Origin of the sequence: Citrobacter sp. Cb080, from assembly GCF_030334745.1 — a bacterium.
Taxonomy (GTDB): Bacteria; Pseudomonadota; Gammaproteobacteria; order Enterobacterales; family Enterobacteriaceae; genus Citrobacter; species Citrobacter braakii.
This window is the reverse complement of the sequence record NZ_JAOWDG010000078.1, coordinates 37,072-53,046: the sequence shown is the minus strand read 5'-3', so window position 1 is coordinate 53,046 and position 15,975 is coordinate 37,072. Positions and strand designations below refer to the sequence as shown.

Sequence of the window (15,975 nt, the reverse complement as noted above, 5' to 3'; positions counted from 1 at the left end):
GCCATTTAAGCGATTTTAGGAAACCATTCGCAACAATCATTGCAGTGCCGTGGTGTTTTTGACGCCAACCGTTAAGCGGTCGGTGCCGTATGGCCTGTTATGGCATAACAAGATGTACCCATAACGAGAACCGGTAATACCGGACAGTATGCAAACACAACAAGAGGATTTATGGCCGAGAACAAACCTGAGCTACAGCGTGGGCTGGAGGCTCGTCACATCGAATTAATTGCCCTTGGGGGGACTATTGGCGTCGGGCTATTTATGGGGGCCGCCAGTACCCTGAAATGGGCGGGACCTTCGGTTCTGCTGGCATACATTGTCGCCGGGCTGTTCGTCTTTTTCATTATGCGTTCTATGGGGGAGATGTTATTCCTCGAGCCGGTTGCCGGTTCATTTGCTGTTTACGCCCATCGTTATATGAGCCCCTTCTTTGGTTATCTCACCGCCTGGTCATACTGGTTTATGTGGATGGTGGTGGGGATATCAGAGATTACCGCCATCGGGGTGTACGTCCAGTTCTGGTTCCCGGAAATGGCACAATGGATACCCGCACTGATAGCTGTCGGACTGGTTGCGTTGGCAAATCTCGCCGCGGTTCGCCTGTATGGTGAAATTGAGTTCTGGTTTGCCATGATTAAAGTGACCACCATCATTGTGATGATCGTCATTGGATTAGGGGTGATTTTCTTCGGTTTTGGCAATGGCGGTCAGGCGATCGGCTTTGGCAACCTGACTGAGCACGGCGGCTTCTTTGCTGGTGGTTGGAAGGGCTTCCTGACGGCATTGTGTATTGTCGTGGCTTCTTACCAGGGCGTGGAGCTGATCGGCATTACTGCGGGTGAAGCGAAGAATCCGCAGGTCACGCTGCGTAGTGCAGTAGGGAAAGTGCTGTGGCGTATTCTGATTTTCTACGTCGGTGCGATTTTTGTTATCGTCACTATTTTCCCGTGGAATGAGATTGGCAGTAACGGTAGCCCGTTTGTTCTCACCTTTGCCAAGATTGGTATTACCGCCGCGGCAGGGATTATTAACTTTGTGGTCCTGACGGCGGCGCTGTCGGGCTGTAACAGTGGGATGTACAGCTGTGGGCGTATGCTTTACGCGCTGGCAAAGAATCGCCAGCTACCTGCCGCTGTTGGAAAAGTTTCGCGCCAGGGCGTGCCGGTTGCCGGCGTGGCTATTTCTATCGCGATCCTGCTGGTTGGTTTGTGCCTGAACTACATCATTCCCAACCCGCAGCGTGTGTTCGTTTATGTCTATAGCGCCAGCGTGCTGCCGGGGATGGTGCCGTGGTTTGTGATCCTGATAAGCCAGATACGTTTCCGTCAGGCGCATAAAGCGGCGATCGCCAGTCATCCCTTCCGCTCGATTCTGTTCCCGTGGGCGAACTATTTGACGATGGCGTTCCTGATTTGCGTATTAATCGGCATGTACTTTAATGAAGATACCTGAATGTCGCTGTTTGTTGGCATTCTCTTCTTACTGGCCGTGACGCTCATTTATAAGGTTTTTGGCCTGAATCGTCATGGCACAGCCCAAAAATTGCAGGAATAAGCGACAAAACGCACAAACCATGACCAAACGATAATTTATTTTAAAAAAGCACTAGACAGCAGACCGAGACCTCCGTAATATCCAGCCCCGCAACGGCGCTAAGCGCCCGTAGCTCAGCTGGATAGAGCGCTGCCCTCCGGAGGCAGAGGTCTCAGGTTCGAATCCTGTCGGGCGCACCATTTAGTAAGGTGCCGGAGCTGCGGTGGTTTTAATACCGCGTAAAAGATTTGCAGTGGTGGCTATAGCTCAGTTGGTAGAGCCCTGGATTGTGATTCCAGTTGTCGTGGGTTCGAATCCCATTAGCCACCCCATTAATTTAAAGTTGTGAAATGCGAAGGTGGCGGAATTGGTAGACGCGCTAGCTTCAGGTGTTAGTGTCCTTAGGATGTGGGGGTTCGAGTCCCCCCCCTCGCACCACGACTTAAAGAATTGAACTAAAAATTCAAAAAGCAGTAAAACGGCGAGTAGCGCAGCTTGGTAGCGCAACTGGTTTGGGACCAGTGGGTCGGAGGTTCGAATCCTCTCTCGCCGACCAATTTTGAACCCCGCTTCGGCGGGGTTTTTTGTTTTCTGATTTTCCCTTCTCAGCCTTTATTTCCCCGAATTTCCTGATGTCTTAAAAAGTCCGGTTCCATTGTTTTTGCAGTGCAATCGTGGCATGCCTTGTGCAATAATATACGGGTAGATGCTCATTCCATCTCTTATGTTCGCCATCTGGCCTCATAAACTCAGGAATGATGCAGAGCCGTTTACGGTGCTTATCGTCCACAGACAGATGTCGCTCTGGCCTCATCAAACACCATGGACATAACGTTGAGTGAAGCACCCATTTATGTTGTCATACAGACCTGTTTAACGCCTGCTCCAAAAGAGCGGGCGTTTTTTTATGCATATACACCTCATCCTTCAAGTCGCCTCGAAGCATCTCGAATGATTTGGTGTATATGAAATAACGGTAGGCCCGGTAAGCGAAGCGTCACCGGGCAAGAGGGAATTACTGCGGGGGATTGTTGTTCTGCAGCGTCAACATCAGGCCATCACGACGCATGGTGGCGGCTTCTTCCGGCTGATGCAGTCTGTCCAGCGCGTCAGCAAGCCAGGCGTAGTCATAGGCATCTGGACGCTGTTTGAGAGCGGCACGGAAGGCGAACGTGGCTTCCTGCCATTCGCCGTGCTTCATTAGCGACTGGCCCAGCGTGCTCCACAGTAATGGGCGATCGCCGACGGCTTTAATCTGCTGGCGCAACACTTTTTCTATCTGTTCCGGGTTGTTGGTTTTCAGACGCGGGATCGGCAGCACCAGGCGGTCGTCATACTGGCGTTTAAGACCATCAATGATGACCTGCTGCGCCGTATCGTGATCGTCACACTCAATCAGATGTTCAGCCATTGCTACCTGCAGGGCAACCTGGTGACGGGTTTTACGGTTCTGGTTTTTCCACCATGCACGTAGCCCCTCGCTGCCCTGATCGGCGCGAACCTGATCCATCAGACCAACCCATGCCTGCTGTTCCAGCATCGCGCGGTGCTCGTCATCACCCACGTGCGCTTTTGCCATGGATGGAATGATATCCAGTAACGAACTCCATGCACCGGTACGAATGTAGGCCTGTTCAGCCAGACGCAGCACTTCCGGATGACGTGGCGTCACTTCCAGCAGTTTATCTACGCTGTGGCGTGCGGCGTGATTTTCATTACGTGCCAGCTGCAGGCGAACGCGAGTGATTTCTACCGGGATCGTATCATTTCCGGCCAGTTCGGCAGCACGCTCAAGGTGTTGGTTGGCACGAGCTTCGTCACCGCGCTGTTGAGCAGCTTCTGCCGCCAGCAGGTAATTCACTACCGGCTGTTCTGCATGATCGGCGTTTTTCGACATCAGCTTTTCAACCTGCTGATAATCGCCTTCTGCCAGCTTGAGCAGCGCCTGCTCGGTCTGCTTACGGGCGCGACGACGCTTCCGACCGACAAACCATCCGCGGGTATGCGCGCCAGTGCGGAAAATTCGGCGCAGCAGCCATTCAATCGCAAACAGGACGACCATTGCGACGATCAGAATGATCACCAGACCCGTCACGCTGGTTTCGATATTGTAATTATCCGTCTGGATCAGTACGTAGCCCTGGTGACCGGCAATCATTGGACCGACAACGATCCCGGCGATCAATAGCACAAAGAGCAATAATACTTTTAGCATCATTATTCTCCTTGCGGCGCAGTTGCCGGAGTTTCAGCTGAAGGCGCAGGAGCTGCTGCAACCGGCGCTGTGGCAGGCTGTGCCAGTAAATTACGTACGCGGGTCTGCATGAGCTTGTCGAGAAGCGCCTGGCTCTGCAGCGTTTCCGGTACGTCCATGCTGATGCTTTGTTGGCTCAGTTGGTCTACCTCTTCAAGGAAAGCTTTGGTGGCTGCATCGTCGGTGTCGTAGTAGGCGCGCACCCAGGTGGAGACGTTTTCCAGCGCCTGGCGATATGTTTCCTCCTGATGACGCGGCACGGCCTGGGCGGCCACTAACAGGCGAGAACGGATATTTTCACGTAAGTAAACGTCCTGGTTCGGTGCCAGCAGCGGGACGGAGGTTTCATCACGACGGCGAACGGTGATAAAGCTGTCCATAAAGTTCTGCCAGCTTTTTTGCAGATTGACGCGCCATTCGCTGATCGAGCTGGAAAGCTCGCTGCTGTCGGAATCCATCGGCGAATCGTCGGTGTCGTTGTCGGCCAGACGCAGGTTATCAATCTGGTTAGAGAGCTGATTCACTTTCAGGATAATGCCGTCATAGTCGACCTGAGTCACCGCAGAGAGGCTCGCGATATCGTCGGTAATCGCGCGACGGGCGGTAATCAGGCTTGGGTCATTCATATCCGCCAGACTGGCGTCAGCGCTTTTCAGCAGCGCCGCAGCGGTAGTAACGTCCTGATCGCTCCATAATTTGCGACCGGCCAGTTTCACCAAGAAATCAGCCTGCGCCAGCAGCCACGTCCCGGCATCGCTGCCGGAGATAGTGGCGACTTTTTGCTGGACTTCGTCAAGCTGTTTGACCAGCGCGGCTTGCTGGCGAGCGGCTTCATCCAGCTGCGTTGCCTGCTGTTTAATAATGTCTTCCAGCTCAGCTTTTTGGCTTTCTTGCGCTTTTTGCAACGCTGTAAGCTGGTTCGCCAGCGCATCGCTGGTTGCTGTCTGCGTTGTTGCCTGCTGTTTCCCCCAACCGTACAGCCCAACGCCTGCAGCCAGCGCAATAGCAATCGCCACAGCGCTCAGAATCAGCGCAGTGCTGTTCTTACTCTTTTTTTCAGTATTGACTGGCTGTGACGTGGTTTCCACGGCCTCCCTGGTCTCTTCAACCACGGCGGAGGATTTTTCTTGTTCCGTCATTATGGCATCCCATTATGAGAGTTATTGTAATGCGCGTAGTAGCGCATCGTTGTCGGCGTTATCAGCGACCTTAATATCTTGCCAGCCCAGTTCCCGGGCGAGGTGCGCCAGACGCTCACTGACGACCAGCAGCCGACAGCGTAGTAACCAGTGCTCACGATACCACTGCGGAATGAGCGACCAGAGCTGTTGTAGCATCTCTCCGCTGGTGACAACCACCGTGGTCACACCACGAGATTGCCAGCGCATCGCTTCTTCTGCACCATCGTAATATTTTGCACTGCGTTGATAACATTCACAAAAATCGACATCAGCTCCGCGTGCTGTCAGGGTTTCACCTATCAGCTCACGGCCACCATTGCCGCGTAATATAAGCGCGCGTTTTCCCGCAATATTTTGTAATTCAGGTAATTGTAGCAAGACTTCGCTAATTTCCCGATCCAGAGGGTAGTGAATATTGAAACCGCTAACGGTATGCAGCGCCAGCGCCGTTGTGCGACCAATGGCAAAATAACGCGGAAGGGAGGGCCAGCTTTTCCCTTGTTGCTGAAGCTCGGCATCTGCAAAGGTGACGGCGTGCTGCGAGAGGGCGAAGACCAGATCGTTTTCCGTCAGCGCCGACAGTCGGGAAGCAAGCGTTGCCAGTTCCCGACCGGGCGAAAACTCGATGAGCGGAAAGCTCCAGGCCACCTGCCCCAGTGTGCGCAGACGGCTCACTAACTCTTCCCCTGCGGGAGACGGGCGGGTGACCAGAATACTCATGCGGGGGCTTCTCCGTTGTAAACTTCAGCCAGAATGGTGCGCGCACCGTTCTCCAGCAGCTCTTCAGCCAGAGAGATGCCCATCTGTTCAGCTTCCTGCGCGGCGCCGCGACGTTCTCCGCATACCATCTGCGAACCGTCAGGCGCGCCGACCAGCGCCCGCAGCCAAATCTCACCGTTAATGAGTTCTGCATAACTGCCGATAGGGACCTGACATCCCCCTTCCAGGCGGGTATTCATGGCGCGTTCGGCTTTGACGCGCAGCGCCGTCTCTTCATGGTTGAGCGGCGCTAACAGCGCCTGAGTGCGCATATCATCCAGTCGACATTCTATGCCAACTGCGCCTTGCCCGACAGCGGGTAGGGAGACTTCCGGCGGCAGAGCGGTGCGGACTCGCGACTCAAGGCCTAAACGTTTTAATCCGGCGACCGCCAGAATAATGGCGTCATAATCGCCGTTATCCAGTTTGCTCAGACGCGTACCTACGTTACCGCGCAGTGAACGGATGACGAGATCCGGACGACGCTTTGCCAACTGGCACTGGCGACGCAAACTGGATGTCCCGACGATACTGCCTGCCGGGAGTTCATCCAGCGTGTTGTACTTATTTGAGACGAAAGCATCACGCGGATCCTCTCGCTCGCAAATGGTGACCAGTCCAAGACCGTCAGGGAACTCAACCGGCACATCCTTCATGGAATGCACGGCGATATCGGCGCGTTTTTCCAGCAGCGCGACTTCCAGCTCTTTAACAAACAACCCTTTCCCCCCGACTTTCGCCAGCGGGGTATCAAGGATCACATCGCCACGGGTTACCATCGGAACCAGTTCCACGATCAGACCGGGGTGGTTTGCCATTAAGGCGTCTTTGACATAATGTGCCTGCCAGAGCGCAAGGGGGCTTTGGCGTGTGGCAATTCTCAAAACATTGTCTAACATGCTTGTTACCGTCATTATCAATCATTGACCATCCTAACATCCTTATCAAAGGGATGTCAGCGTTACGCTCAAACGTGAGTGAGAGGAAAAGGCGCTGCATCATCACTGGCAGTGAATAATGACGAGAAACCTCCCGACCGTATGAAGGAATTTACACGTAACGAACGGTGCTACACTTGTATGTAGCGCATCTTTCTTTACGGTCAATGAGCAAGGTGTTAAATTGATCACGTTTTAGACCATTTTTTCGGCTGTACAGCATAAAAAAATATGGGCGAAAAAACAGGTAACGGTTATTTTTGACATACGGTTTATCCGAATTGATGACGATTATTGTGAGCGCTTGTGCCGCAGCAATCGACAACATGACGGATAGCAACATCAGGCGATACGTCTTGTACCTCTATATTGAGACTCTGAAACAGAGACTGGATGCCATAAATCAACTGCGTGTGGATCGCGCGCTTGCTGCCATGGGACCTGCCTTCCAGCAGGTATACAGTCTGCTGCCGACATTATTGCACTACCACCATCCGCTGATGCCGGGTTACCTTGATGGTAACGTTCCCAAAGGCATATGCCTTTACACGCCTGATGAAACCCAACGCCACTACCTGAACGAACTGGAACTGTACCGCGGTATGTCACCGCAGGATCCTCCCAAGGGCGAACTGCCTATCACCGGCGTTTACTCAATGGGCAGCACCTCTTCGGTAGGGCAAAGCTGTTCCTCTGACCTTGATATTTGGGTCTGCCATCAATCCTGGCTGGATAGCGAAGAGCGCCAGCTGCTGCAGCGTAAATGTAGCCTGCTGGAAAGCTGGGCCGCCTCGCTGGGCGTGGAAGTCAGCTTCTTCCTGATTGATGAAAACCGTTTCCGCCACAATGAAAGCGGCAGTTTGGGTGGTGAAGACTGTGGCTCGACGCAGCATATCCTGTTGCTTGATGAATTCTATCGCACCGCTGTGCGTCTCGCGGGTAAACGTATTCTGTGGAATATGGTGCCGGGCGACGAAGAAGAGCATTACGACGATTACGTCATGACGCTTTACGCACAGGGGGTGTTAACGCCAAACGAATGGCTGGATCTCGGCGGACTCAGTTCGCTCTCCGCCGAAGAGTACTTTGGCGCCAGCCTCTGGCAGCTGTACAAGAGTATCGACTCCCCGTACAAAGCGGTATTGAAAACGCTGCTGCTGGAAGCTTATTCCTGGGAATACCCCAATCCACGCCTGTTGGCGAAAGATATTAAACAGCGCCTGCACGATGGCGAGATCGTCTCTTTTGGTCTAGACCCTTACTGCATGATGCTGGAGCGCGTTACCGAGTACCTCACGGCGATCGAAGACCCGACTCGTCTGGATTTAGTGCGTCGATGTTTCTACTTAAAAGTGTGTGAGAAACTGAGCCGCGAGCGCGCCTGCGTGGGCTGGCGTCGTGAAGTATTAAGTCAGTTAGTGAAAGAGTGGGGCTGGGATGACGCCCGTCTGACCATGCTGGATAACCGCGCTAACTGGAAGATTGACCAGGTACGCGAAGCGCATAACGAACTGCTCGATGCGATGATGCAGAGCTATCGTAACCTGATCCGTTTTGCCCGCCGAAATAACCTCAGCGTGAGCGCCAGCCCGCAGGATATCGGCGTGCTGACCCGTAAGCTGTATGCCGCGTTTGAAGCATTACCAGGTAAAGTAACGCTGGTGAACCCGCAGATATCTCCGGATCTCTCGGAACCGAATCTGACCTTTATCCATGTGCCGCCGGGCCGTGCCAACCGTTCGGGTTGGTATCTCTATAACCGCGCGCCTAACATGGACTCGATCATCAGCCATCAGCCGCTGGAATATAACCGCTACCTCAATAAACTGGTGGCGTGGGCCTGGTTCAACGGCCTGCTGACCTCGCGTACGCATTTATTTATTAAGGGCAACGGCATTGTTGATTTGCCGAAGCTGCAAGAAATGGTCGCCGACGTGTCGCATCACTTCCCGCTGCGACTGCCAGCGCCAACGCCGAAGGCGCTCTATAGCCCGTGCGAGATTCGCCACCTGGCGATTATCGTTAACCTTGAATATGACCCGACGGCAGCATTTCGCAATCAGGTGGTACATTTTGATTTCCGTAAGCTGGACGTCTTCAGCTTTGGTGAAGAACAAAATTGCCTGGTGGGTAGCGTCGATCTGCTGTACCGCAACTCGTGGAATGAAGTGCGTACGCTGCACTTCAACGGTGAGCAGGCGATGATTGAAGCGTTAAAAACGATTCTGGGCAAAATGCACCAGGATGCCGCGCCGCCGGATAGCGTCGAGGTTTTCTGCTATAGCCAGCATCTGCGCGGTTTAATTCGCACCCGCGTGCAGCAACTGGTGTCTGAGTGCATCGAGTTGCGCCTCTCCAGCACCCGTCAGGAAACCGGACGCTTCAAAGCGCTGCGCGTTTCTGGTCAGACGTGGGGTCTGTTCTTCGAGCGCCTGAACGTCTCGGTACAGAAGCTGGAAAACGCGATTGAATTTTATGGCGCGATTTCACATAACAAACTGCACGGGCTTTCCGTTCAGGTTGAGACCAATCATGTGAAACTCCCGTCAGTGGTTGACGGTTTTGCCAGCGAAGGGATCATTCAGTTCTTTTTCGAAGAAACGGGTGATGAGCAGGGCTTTAATATCTACATTCTGGATGAGAGTAATCGGGCTGAGGTGTATCACCACTGCGAAGGCAGCAAAGAGGAGTTGGTACGCGATGTCAGCCGTTTCTACTCGTCGTCGCACGATCGCTTTACCTACGGCTCCAGCTTCATCAACTTTAACCTGCCGCAGTTCTATCAGATTGTGAAAACCGATAGGCGCGCGCAGGTGATCCCGTTCCGTACCCAGCCGATTAGCGCCGTGCCGCCCGTCAGTCAGGAAAACGACACTCCGCTGTTGCAGCAGTATTTCTCGTGAGCATGATGCCGGATAAGCGAAGCGTATCCGGCAATAAAACTTAACGGAAGCCCACCTCTTCACCCGCCTGCTGTGTCGCCGCCTGTTCTAGCAGATCCCAGAACGTTTCGCCGCTACGATCGCAGATCCACTCGTCGCCTTTCAGGTCAAAGTGGTAGCCGCCCTGTTTGGTCGCCAGCCACACCTGATGCAGCGGCTCCTGACGGTTAATAATAATTTTGCTGCCGTTTTCGAAGCTGATGGTCAGCACGCCGCCGTTGATCTCACAATCGATATCGCTGTCGCCGTCCCAGTCATCCAGACGCTCTTCAATGGTCATCCACAGGGTGTCAGCAAGGCGATGAAATTCACTGTCGTTCATTTTCTTATCCTGTTTTTCGTGATGACGGCAGTATAACCTGAAACAAAACGCGTTGCAGATTACAGGCTAACTCTTGCTTTTACGCCTTCTCCTGCGATGATAGAAAACAGAAAGCATGAACTTTACAGGCAATCGATAATGAAAAACGTGTTAAAGCCACTCGCTGTCATTTTTACTCTGTTCAGCCTGACGGGCTGTGGGCTAAAAGGCCCGCTCTATTTCCCGCCAGCAGATAAAACCGCGCCGCCTCCGACCAAGAGCGTTCAGCCGCAATCGCAATCCACCACGCCAGAGAAAAACGATCGTGGGATTAGTGACGGGCCTTCTCAGGTGAATTACTGACGTCAGGAATAGATGTATATTTCTGTACCCGCGTGAACGGAGTGAATGATGCAATTCTCTAAAATGCATGGCCTTGGCAACGATTTTATGGTCGTCGACGCGGTAACGCAGAATGTCTTTTTCTCACCAGAGCTGATCCGCCGCTTGTCCGACAGGCATCTCGGCGTTGGATTTGATCAACTGCTGGTGGTTGAACCTCCGTATGATCCGGAGCTGGATTTCCACTACCGTATTTTTAATGCCGACGGTAGTGAAGTGTCACAGTGTGGCAATGGCGCCCGCTGTTTTGCCCGCTTTGTTCGCCTGAAAGGGCTGACCAATAAGCGTGATATTCGCGTCAGTACCGCTAATGGTCGTATGGTATTAACCGTAACCGACGACGAGCTGGTACGGGTGAATATGGGTGAACCCAATTTTGAACCCGCGCAGGTTCCGTTTCGCGCCAACAAAGCAGAGAAGACCTATATTATGCGCGTGGCTGAACAGACAGTATTGTGCGGCGTGGTTTCAATGGGGAACCCACACTGCGTAATTCAGGTTGATGATGTTGATACGGCCACGGTAGAAACGTTGGGGCCGGTTCTGGAAAGCCACGAACGCTTTCCTGAACGCGCCAATATCGGATTTATGCAAGTGGTAAAGCGCGAGCATATCCGGCTGCGCGTCTATGAGCGCGGCGCGGGTGAAACGCAGGCCTGCGGCAGCGGTGCGTGCGCCGCTGTTGCGGTTGGTATCCAGCAGGGCCTGCTGGCAGAAGAAGTGAGGGTGGAATTACCGGGCGGTCGACTTGATATCGCCTGGAAAGGTCCGGGTCATCCGCTGTATATGACTGGCCCGGCGGCACATGTCTACGACGGATTTATTCACTTATGAAGCAACCAGGGGAAGAACTACAGGAAACGCTCATGGAGCTGGACGACCGGGCGGTCGTCGATTACCTGCAACGTAATCCTGAGTTTTTTATCCGTAATGCCCAGGCAGTTGAAGCGATGCGTGTTCCACACCCGGTGCGGGGCACGGTCTCTTTAGTGGAATGGCATATGGCGCGGGCACGTAATCATATTAACGTGCTGGAAGAGAATATGGCGTTGTTGATGGAACAAGCCAACGCCAATGAAAGCCTGTTCTATCGTCTGTTAAATCTGCAAGCACGGCTGGTATCGGCCAGCAGTCTTGACGACATGCTGATGCGATTTCATCGCTGGGCGCGTGAGTTAGGGCTGGCTGGGGCGACGGTTCGTCTGTTCCCGGATCGTTGGCGACTTGGTGCGCCATCAAAATTCACTCATCTGGCATTAAGCCGTCAGGCTTTTGAACCGCTGCGTATTCAGCGTCTGGGCCAGTCACATCACTATCTTGGACCGCTCAATGGCCCGGAACTTCTGGTCATGATGCCCGAAGCGAAAGCAATAGGCTCGGTGGCGATGTCGATGTTGGGGCAAGATGGATCCCTGGGCGTGATACTGTTCAGCAGTCGCGACGTTAATCATTACCAGCAGGGGCAAGGTACGCAATTACTGCAGGAAATCTCGCTGATGTTGCCGGAGCTGCTGGAGCGCTGGATTGAACGCGTATGACCGACTCACCCCTTTCTCAGGATGTGGCACGCTTTTTACGCTATCTGGGCGTTGAGCGCCAGCTTAGCCCGATCACATTGCTGAATTATCAGCGTCAGCTTGATGCCATCATTGCGTTAGCCGGAGAGACCGGTCTGCAAAGCTGGCAACAATGTGACGCTTCGATGGTACGCAGTTTTGCCGTGCGCAGCCGTCGTAAAGGGCTGGGGCCGGCGAGCCTGGCGCTGCGTCTCTCCGCATTGCGCAGTTTCTTTGACTGGCTGGTTAATCAGGGCGAGCTGAAAGCCAATCCCGCAAAAAGTGTTTCCGCGCCGAAAGCACCGCGTCATCTACCTAAAAATATCGATGTCGACGACGTTAATCGTCTGCTGGATATCGACCTCAACGATCCCCTCGCCGTGCGCGATCGGGCAATGTTAGAAGTGATGTACGGCGCAGGGCTGCGTTTGTCTGAACTGGTTGGGCTGGATATTAAACATCTCGATCTCGACACCGGCGAAGTATGGGTGATGGGGAAGGGCAGTAAAGAACGTCGCCTGCCAATTGGCCGCAATGCAGTGGCGTGGATTGAGCACTGGCTGGACCTGCGGGGGCTATTTGGCTGCGATGACGATGCGTTATTCCTGTCAAAACTGGGCAAACGCATTTCTGCGCGTAATGTACAAAAACGCTTTGCGGAGTGGGGGATCAAACAGGGGCTGAACAGCCACGTACATCCCCACAAATTGCGCCACTCTTTTGCGACGCATATGCTGGAGTCGAGCGGCGATCTGCGCGGGGTACAGGAGTTATTGGGGCATGCCAATCTCTCCACTACCCAAATCTATACCCATCTTGATTTTCAACACCTGGCTTCAGTGTACGATGCGGCGCATCCGCGCGCCAAACGGGGGAAATAATGCGTTTTTACCGGCCTTTGGGGCGCATTTCTGCGCTCACCTTTGACCTTGATGACACCCTTTACGATAACCGTCCCGTTATCACACGCACCGAGCAGGAAGCGCTCGCGTTTGTACAGAATTACCATCCGGCGTTGAATTCGCTGCAAAATAGCGACCTACAGCGCTTACGTCAGGCCGTTCGCGACGCTGAGCCGGAAATCTACCACGACGTTACCCAATGGCGTCACCGCGCCGTAGAGCGCGCTATGCTGGAGGCGGGATTGTCAGAAGCAGAAGCCAGAATGGGTGCAAATGCGGCGATGATGAATTTCGCCAAATGGCGTAGCCGCATTGACGTCCCGCAGGCGACGCATGACACGCTGAAGGCGCTGGCCCGCAAATGGCCGCTGGTGGCGATCACCAACGGTAACGCACAGCCAGAACTGTTCGGCCTGGGCGATTACTTTGAGTTTGTGCTGCGCGCCGGTCCCGACGGGCGATCAAAACCGTTCAGCGACATGTACGCGCTGGCGGCAGATAAACTGAAAATGCCTGTGGCTGAGATTCTGCATGTGGGCGATGACCTGACGACAGACGTGGCGGGGGCCATCCGATGCGGTATGCAGGCCTGCTGGATCAAACCGGAAAATGCCGACCTGATGCAAACCGCAGACAGCCGTTTGCTGCCGCATATCGAAATTTCACAGTTGGCATCTCTGACCTCGCTGATATAATCACCAGCAGAACTCTGTATATATACCCAGCTTTTTGGCGGATGGCGCTACGCTTATCCGCCTTACCTACTTTTACGCGGCGGTGCCAATGGACGTTTCTTACCTGCTCGACAGCCTTAATGATAAACAGCGTGAAGCGGTGGCCGCGCCACGCAGCAACATGCTGGTTTTGGCCGGCGCGGGGAGTGGTAAAACTCGCGTGCTGGTGCACCGTATCGCCTGGTTACTGACGGTAGAGAACAACTCGCCATACTCCATTATGGCGGTGACCTTTACCAACAAAGCGGCGGCGGAAATGCGCCACCGTATTGGCCAGATCATGGGAACCAGCCAGGGCGGTATGTGGGTGGGTACATTCCACGGTTTGGCGCACCGTCTGCTGCGCGCGCACCATATGGATGCGAACCTGCCGCAGGATTTCCAGATCCTCGACAGCGAAGACCAATTGCGTTTGCTCAAGCGTTTGATCAAGGCGATGAATCTTGATGAGAAGCAGTGGCCGCCGCGTCAGGCGATGTGGTTTATCAATAGCCAGAAAGACGAAGGGCTGCGCCCGCACCATCTGCAGAGCTATGGCAACCCGGTTGAGCAAACCTGGCAGAAGGTGTATCAGGCCTATCAGGAAGCGTGTGACCGCGCGGGGCTGGTGGATTTCGCCGAGCTGTTGCTGCGCGCCCATGAACTGTGGCTCAACAAGCCGCATATCCTGCAGCACTACCGCGAACGCTTTACCAATATCCTGGTGGACGAATTCCAGGATACCAACAACATTCAGTACGCCTGGATCCGCCTGCTGGCGGGCGATACCGGCAAAGTGATGATCGTTGGCGATGATGACCAGTCGATCTACGGTTGGCGCGGGGCGCAGGTGGAAAACATCCAGCGCTTCCTCACGGATTTCCCAGGCGCAGAAACCATTCGCCTGGAGCAGAACTACCGCTCGACCAACAACATCCTCAGCGCGGCCAACGCCCTGATTGAAAACAACAACGGGCGTTTGGGTAAAAAGCTGTGGACCGATGGCATCGACGGCGAACCAATCTCACTGTACTGCGCGTTCAACGAACTCGATGAAGCGCGTTTTGTGGTCAATCGTATCAAAACCTGGCAGGACAACGGCGGTGCGCTGGAACAGTGCGCCATTCTGTATCGCAGTAACGCCCAGTCGCGCGTGCTGGAAGAGGCGTTGTTACAAGCCAGCATGCCGTACCGTATCTATGGTGGGATGCGCTTCTTCGAACGCCAGGAAATCAAAGATGCGCTCTCCTACCTGCGCCTGATCGCTAACCGTAATGACGACGCCGCATTTGAACGCGTGGTGAATACGCCAACCCGCGGGATTGGCGATCGTACATTAGATGTCGTGCGTCAGACCTCCCGTGACCGCCAGCTTACGTTGTGGCAGGCCTGTCGTGAGCTGTTGCAGGAAAAAGCCCTCGCGGGTCGTGCCGCCAGCGCCTTACAGCGTTTTATGGAGCTGATCGATGCGCTGGCGCAGGAGACCGCCGATATGCCGCTGCACGTGCAGACTGACCGGGTGATTAAAGACTCCGGCCTGCGCATGATGTACGAGCAGGAAAAAGGCGAGAAGGGGCAGACGCGTATCGAAAACTTAGACGAACTGGTGACGGCAACGCGCCAGTTCAGCTACAACGAAGAAGACGAAGACTTAATGCCGCTACAGGCGTTCCTGTCACACGCCGCGCTGGAAGCAGGCGAAGGGCAGGCGGATACCTGGCAGGATGCGGTACAACTGATGACGTTGCACTCGGCGAAAGGTCTGGAGTTCCCCCAGGTATTTATCGTGGGTATGGAAGAAGGCATGTTCCCCAGCCAGATGTCGCTGGACGAAGGTGGGCGCCTCGAAGAAGAGCGCCGCCTGGCTTACGTAGGCGTGACCCGGGCGATGCAAAAGCTGACGCTGACCTACGCCGAAACGCGTCGTCTGTACGGCAAAGAGGTTTACCACCGCCCGTCGCGTTTTATCGGCGAACTGCCGGAAGCGTGCGTTGAAGAGGTTCGCCTGCGCGCCACGGTTAGTCGTCCGGTGAGCCATCAGCGGATGGGTACGCCAATGGCGGAAAATGATACCGGCTACAAGCTCGGCCAGCGCGTGCGCCACGCTAAGTTTGGTGAGGGCACCATCGTCAATCTGGAAGGAAGCGGTGAGCACAGTCGTTTGCAGGTCGCGTTCCAGGGGCAAGGGATCAAATGGCTGGTGGCGGCCTACGCCAGACTGGAAACGGTTTGATCGGTTTGGCTTTGCCGGATGGCGACGCTGGCGCGTCTTATCCGGCCTACAGACCGGGTAACATTTTGATTTCCAGGCCGGACAAGGCGAAGCCGCCATCCCGCTATCTGTCGGTTAATATTCTGAAATCATAGATAAATAATTCCCCTCTGCTAACCTTTTTGTATAAGGGGAAATTATTACTTTTTCGCCATCTGTTGCGTGTTGACGTCAAAATTTTGCTGGCGTAACATGCGCGCACGATTACGCTAAGAGGAC

12 protein-coding genes, 4 tRNA genes and 1 pseudogene are annotated in these 15,975 nt (G+C 54.2%); 12 read left to right on the top strand and 5 right to left on the bottom strand.

Going from position 1 to position 15,975, the window contains the following annotated elements; genetic code table 11:
• Window positions 1–171: 171 nt before the first annotated feature.
• From thrP to OGV38_RS17425, 5 genes and pseudogenes are all read left to right on the top strand, one after another.
• Window positions 172–1,557, top strand: a pseudogene (gene thrP / locus OGV38_RS17445) (bifunctional threonine/serine APC transporter ThrP).
• A gap of 102 nt (window positions 1,558–1,659) precedes the next feature.
• Window positions 1,660–1,736 (top strand) — tRNA-Arg (locus tag OGV38_RS17440).
• Window positions 1,737–1,792: 56 nt separating this feature from the next.
• Window positions 1,793–1,868 (top strand) — tRNA-His (locus OGV38_RS17435).
• Window positions 1,869–1,888: 20 nt separating this feature from the next.
• Window positions 1,889–1,974 (top strand) — tRNA-Leu (locus OGV38_RS17430).
• A 41-nt stretch (window positions 1,975–2,015) separates the two neighbouring features.
• A tRNA-Pro gene (locus OGV38_RS17425) sits at window positions 2,016–2,092 on the top strand.
• Between the two features lie 459 nt (window positions 2,093–2,551).
• Here OGV38_RS17425 and hemY read toward each other — a convergent pair.
• Genes hemY through hemC form a run of 4 tightly spaced genes read right to left on the bottom strand, consistent with a single transcriptional unit; the run spans window position 2,552 to window position 6,629 of the window.
• Complete coding sequence (gene hemY, locus OGV38_RS17420) at window positions 2,552–3,751, bottom strand: protoheme IX biogenesis protein HemY (RefSeq protein ID WP_016155120.1); 1,200 nt, start codon at window positions 3,749–3,751, stop codon at window positions 2,552–2,554.
• A gap of 2 nt (window positions 3,752–3,753) precedes the next feature.
• Window positions 3,754–4,929, bottom strand: a complete 1,176-nt coding sequence (hemX, locus tag OGV38_RS17415) for a uroporphyrinogen-III C-methyltransferase (protein ID WP_049040597.1) — start codon at window positions 4,927–4,929, stop codon at window positions 3,754–3,756.
• A gap of 21 nt (window positions 4,930–4,950) precedes the next feature.
• On the bottom strand, window positions 4,951–5,691 hold the full coding sequence (gene hemD / locus OGV38_RS17410) for a uroporphyrinogen-III synthase (protein ID WP_016155122.1): 741 nt from the start codon (window positions 5,689–5,691) through the stop codon (window positions 4,951–4,953).
• On the bottom strand, window positions 5,688–6,629 hold the full coding sequence (gene hemC, locus OGV38_RS17405; RefSeq protein WP_016157846.1) for a hydroxymethylbilane synthase: 942 nt from the start codon (window positions 6,627–6,629) through the stop codon (window positions 5,688–5,690). The genes hemD and hemC overlap by 4 nt, the downstream gene beginning before the upstream one ends.
• A 395-nt stretch (window positions 6,630–7,024) precedes the next feature.
• Here hemC and cyaA point away from each other — a divergent pair, with 395 nt between their 5' ends.
• Window positions 7,025–9,571 (top strand): class I adenylate cyclase, encoded by a 2,547-nt coding sequence (cyaA, locus tag OGV38_RS17400; RefSeq protein WP_286474356.1) that lies wholly within the window; start codon window positions 7,025–7,027, stop codon window positions 9,569–9,571.
• A 40-nt stretch (window positions 9,572–9,611) separates the two neighbouring features.
• On the opposite strand, the gene cyaY is transcribed toward cyaA, so the two are convergent.
• Window positions 9,612–9,932 carry an iron donor protein CyaY gene (gene cyaY / locus OGV38_RS17395; protein WP_286474195.1) on the bottom strand — a complete coding sequence of 107 codons (321 nt, stop codon included), beginning with the start codon at window positions 9,930–9,932 and terminating at the stop codon, window positions 9,612–9,614.
• Window positions 9,933–10,070: 138 nt separating this feature from the next.
• On the opposite strand from cyaY, the gene lptM reads away from it, so the two are divergent.
• The 6 genes from lptM to uvrD all read left to right on the top strand — a co-directional run bounded on the left by lptM (window position 10,071) and on the right by uvrD (window position 15,717).
• Window positions 10,071–10,274: an LPS translocon maturation chaperone LptM gene (lptM, locus tag OGV38_RS17390; RefSeq protein ID WP_003017937.1), complete on the top strand. Its 204-nt coding sequence runs from the start codon at window positions 10,071–10,073 to the stop codon at window positions 10,272–10,274.
• Window positions 10,275–10,322: 48 nt separating this feature from the next.
• Window positions 10,323–11,147 carry a diaminopimelate epimerase gene (gene dapF, locus OGV38_RS17385; RefSeq protein ID WP_016155126.1) on the top strand — a complete coding sequence of 275 codons (825 nt, stop codon included), beginning with the start codon at window positions 10,323–10,325 and terminating at the stop codon, window positions 11,145–11,147.
• Window positions 11,144–11,851, top strand: coding sequence for a DUF484 domain-containing protein (locus tag OGV38_RS17380; protein ID WP_286474193.1), 708 nt, complete (start codon window positions 11,144–11,146; stop codon window positions 11,849–11,851). Before dapF ends, OGV38_RS17380 begins: the two co-directional genes overlap by 4 nt.
• On the top strand, window positions 11,848–12,750 hold the full coding sequence (gene xerC, locus OGV38_RS17375; protein ID WP_049040600.1) for a tyrosine recombinase XerC: 903 nt from the start codon (window positions 11,848–11,850) through the stop codon (window positions 12,748–12,750). Before OGV38_RS17380 ends, xerC begins: the two co-directional genes overlap by 4 nt.
• Window positions 12,750–13,466: a 5-amino-6-(5-phospho-D-ribitylamino)uracil phosphatase YigB gene (gene yigB / locus OGV38_RS17370; protein WP_016155129.1), complete on the top strand. Its 717-nt coding sequence runs from the start codon at window positions 12,750–12,752 to the stop codon at window positions 13,464–13,466. The genes xerC and yigB overlap by 1 nt, the downstream gene beginning before the upstream one ends.
• Before the next feature lie 88 nt (window positions 13,467–13,554).
• Window positions 13,555–15,717 (top strand): DNA helicase II, encoded by a 2,163-nt coding sequence (gene uvrD, locus OGV38_RS17365; RefSeq protein WP_016155130.1) that lies wholly within the window; start codon window positions 13,555–13,557, stop codon window positions 15,715–15,717.
• The last annotated feature ends 258 nt before the right edge of the window (window positions 15,718–15,975 follow it).

Coding starts and splice junctions, on each gene's coding strand:
- hemY (WP_016155120.1), bottom strand. CDS start 3,751: ATGCTAAAAGTATTATTGCTCTTTGTGCTATTGATCGCCGGGATCGTT.
- hemX (WP_049040597.1), bottom strand. CDS start 4,929: ATGACGGAACAAGAAAAATCCTCCGCCGTGGTTGAAGAGACCAGGGAG.
- hemD (WP_016155122.1), bottom strand. CDS start 5,691: ATGAGTATTCTGGTCACCCGCCCGTCTCCCGCAGGGGAAGAGTTAGTG.
- hemC (WP_016157846.1), bottom strand. CDS start 6,629: ATGTTAGACAATGTTTTGAGAATTGCCACACGCCAAAGCCCCCTTGCG.
- cyaY (WP_286474195.1), bottom strand. CDS start 9,932: ATGAACGACAGTGAATTTCATCGCCTTGCTGACACCCTGTGGATGACC.
- lptM (WP_003017937.1), top strand. CDS start 10,071: ATGAAAAACGTGTTAAAGCCACTCGCTGTCATTTTTACTCTGTTCAGC.
- dapF (WP_016155126.1), top strand. CDS start 10,323: ATGCAATTCTCTAAAATGCATGGCCTTGGCAACGATTTTATGGTCGTC.
- OGV38_RS17380 (WP_286474193.1), top strand. CDS start 11,144: ATGAAGCAACCAGGGGAAGAACTACAGGAAACGCTCATGGAGCTGGAC.
- xerC (WP_049040600.1), top strand. CDS start 11,848: ATGACCGACTCACCCCTTTCTCAGGATGTGGCACGCTTTTTACGCTAT.
- yigB (WP_016155129.1), top strand. CDS start 12,750: ATGCGTTTTTACCGGCCTTTGGGGCGCATTTCTGCGCTCACCTTTGAC.
- uvrD (WP_016155130.1), top strand. CDS start 13,555: ATGGACGTTTCTTACCTGCTCGACAGCCTTAATGATAAACAGCGTGAA.